General features: G+C 29.4%; 2 protein-coding genes and 2 pseudogenes. All 4 read left to right on the forward strand.

Annotated elements, in window-relative coordinates:
- A pseudogene (locus ACM39_RS19335) lies at positions 1 to 231 on the forward strand (Vgr family protein); the annotation flags it as partial.
- Positions 232 to 236: 5 nt separating this feature from the next.
- On the forward strand, positions 237 to 2,015 hold the full coding sequence (locus ACM39_RS18575; RefSeq protein ID WP_048512551.1) for a hypothetical protein: 1,779 nt from the start codon (positions 237 to 239) through the stop codon (positions 2,013 to 2,015).
- Positions 1,993 to 2,634, forward strand: coding sequence for a hypothetical protein (locus ACM39_RS18580; protein WP_048512552.1), 642 nt, complete (start codon positions 1,993 to 1,995; stop codon positions 2,632 to 2,634). The genes ACM39_RS18575 and ACM39_RS18580 overlap by 23 nt, the downstream gene beginning before the upstream one ends.
- Positions 2,621 to 2,933: pseudogene (locus ACM39_RS18585) on the forward strand (Vgr family protein); the annotation flags it as partial. The gene ACM39_RS18580 and the pseudogene ACM39_RS18585, both read left to right, overlap by 14 nt.

The raw sequence follows: 2,933 nt of genomic DNA on the forward strand, positions 1-2,933 counted from the left end.
CATACTGAAAGTGTGGGGATGCTTAAAAATCTTTCTGTAGGAATGGATTTTATGACCAATGTTGTGGGAAAAGTAGTCGAGTTTATCCAAGGGAATAAGGAAAGTAAGATAGAAAAAGACAAACAAACCATCATCAACGGTAAAGGAAATATTCAATCAACTGAAAATCATGAATTCCATTCCCAAAAGGAGATACAACATAATTCTGCCGAAAAATCTAAAAGCCATTAAAATTGATGAGTAAGATTACAATAATTGGCGGTGATCTGATTGAAGAAATCGGAGGAAGTTATAAAATATTTGCCAAGGAAGGCTATGAGATATCGTCAAATAAAAAAGTTGTCTTTAATGCAAAAGACGGGATAATTTATGGAGCGCCAGAGGCCCCAACCGCTATCTCTACCATCAACTCTATAGTAAATTTTGTTGTTTATCCTCGAGTTTGGACTGATAGTCCTGAAATGATGAATTATAATTTTGATTGGGATAGAACTGACGATGAAAAATTTTACATACGATCAAAAAAACATTCTGAAATATTTGACAATTGTATAAAAGGGAAGGATATTTTCGCAGATTTTTATAATGAAACTAAAGTTAAGATAAATAGTAAAGAATATTCCCCACCTTATTTAAGAATATTTAAAAATCATAATATTGTTACTGGACAAGATGTAATTTTAAGTTTATACATAACCTTTGATGATGTTAAAAAAATCACTAATAATAAAATTTCATTAGAATATGATACCTCAATATTTGATGTTGGTTTTACGGATGATGGTAAGACAATTAATAATAAGGAGTTTATAATTGAAAAAAAATACTTTAGTGAAGAATACTATAGTTTACCTGATAATGATGAGGGAAGAAAAACAAGATATGAGATTGTTGTTACCAATTATAAAGATGAAAAGCTTTTGGTAATAAATAAGTTTATTATAAAGTGTAAACAAGGTTTTAGCGAAAATCAACAAATTAAATTTCTGAATGAAAAAAAAGAAATTGTTGGTATTTTAACAGTAAGACCTAATGACTCGTTTATTTTTTCTAAAAGAAAATTCAAATATATTAAAATTAAGAGAAAATCTTATATCACTCAGGATCTTGAGAATATAAAACAAAATTTGACAGGTACATATATTAAAGATGCAAAAGGCAAAGAAGTGAAATTTGAAAACGAGAATTCTTTTTTACAAAAATTCACAGAAAAACTTACCAATGCCTACTTTTCTAAAATTGGTGTGAGTTTCTCTTCAAATTTTTCTTTAGATGAAATTGAAATCGATGAAACCAAGCTCATTGAAAAGCAAATAATTTCTAACTCTGCAGTTTTGGATGGGGCAAAGTATTTAATTGAAGTGCAAGAACAATTTTTTAAAGAAAAAGGAATTACAAAAGAACAATTAAAGGACAATATTTTTGTTTTTATAAGCCCCATCGATGAACCTCCTAAAACTAGGAACAATGAAAAGACTGGTGCATTTGTTGTATATGAGGATGTTTTCACTTTTTCATCTATGGTTTATAATTTTGAGGCTGACACTATTTTGCATGAAATAGGTCACGAAATGGGATTAAAGCATCCTTTCGAGATAGCACCAAAAGATATATCATCCAAACAAATCTATTTAGATCAACTAAAGAATAATAAAATTATTTATCAAGGAAATTTGGCTAAAATAGAAGGTTGGAGAAAAGATTACGACGTTCGAAAACCTAAAGATTATCCATTTAAATTTGGCGAAGAAAGCATCTCTGACAAAATTAATTGGAAAAAGAGAATAGATGAAATTGAATCAGAGTCTAAAACACAAATTGCTGACTTGGAAAATAAAATAATCTCTACGGAAAATTTAATCAAATTTTATACAAGAATAGAGGAATATCACAAAATATATTTTATTGAAAAGGTAACCGATACAATTATGGATTATGATTCTTTTAAATATGGTTTTTTTGATTATCAATTTGACATAATAACAAAGCTCTATGAAGAATTTAAACATATATAAAATAGTATTTTTTTTTGTCATATATGGATGTAAAACACACACATATACCAATGAAAAAGTAAATCCAAATAATGATGGGACACGAACTATTGAATGGGATTTAAAAAAAAACCTAAAAGAGAAAAAAACTGGTATATATCTATATCCCAACTTAGGAACTAAATTTTCATTAAAGAAAGGTAAATTTAATGGAACATTCCAAATCATTGATATTGATAAAAATGATACAATATTTTATTGTAATTATGTTGATAATCTACCTATCGGTCGGTATGTTAAAAATTTTTATCACCGCTATAAGTACAGACATTTTAGAACCCTTCCATTAAAGCCCAACATAGATTTTGGAGATGGTAAGGGTTTTTTTAATAATCAACATCAAAAAGAAGGAATTTGGATAGAAGATTTTGGGAATTGCACTAAGAAAGGTGGATATGAAAAAGGTAAAAAGGAAGGGGTTTGGGAAGAGAACTGTTACAGCGATACAGGCGGTGATGATACAAAAAAAATATTTATTTATAAAAATGATAGCATTGTGAATACAGAAATAAAAATCTTCCCAATAGGAAAGGTTTTCTTTTCATCCCAAAGATCGGAGATGAGGTTTGGTAGGTTTTGAGAGTGGCAATGCGGAGAAGCCGTTTGTGATGGGTACACATTACAATGGCTCAGAAACAAGTGGATATGGAACTTCTGATAACAAAATAAAAGCAATCCATACACGAAGCGGACATATTTTGAAGTTCACGGAAGATGAAAGCATTATTTTGACCGACAAAAGCGGAAACGAAATGATTTTTGACACAGTAGGAAGTAACATTACTGTTACTGCTCCCGAAACAATGACCTTTAACTGTAAGAATATGAATATAAATGTGGGGGAAAATATGACAACTTCTGTTGGCATGAATAAATCAG

The sequence above is a fragment of the Chryseobacterium sp. FH2 genome (assembly GCF_001045455.1).
GTDB lineage: Bacteria > Bacteroidota > Bacteroidia > Flavobacteriales > Weeksellaceae > Chryseobacterium.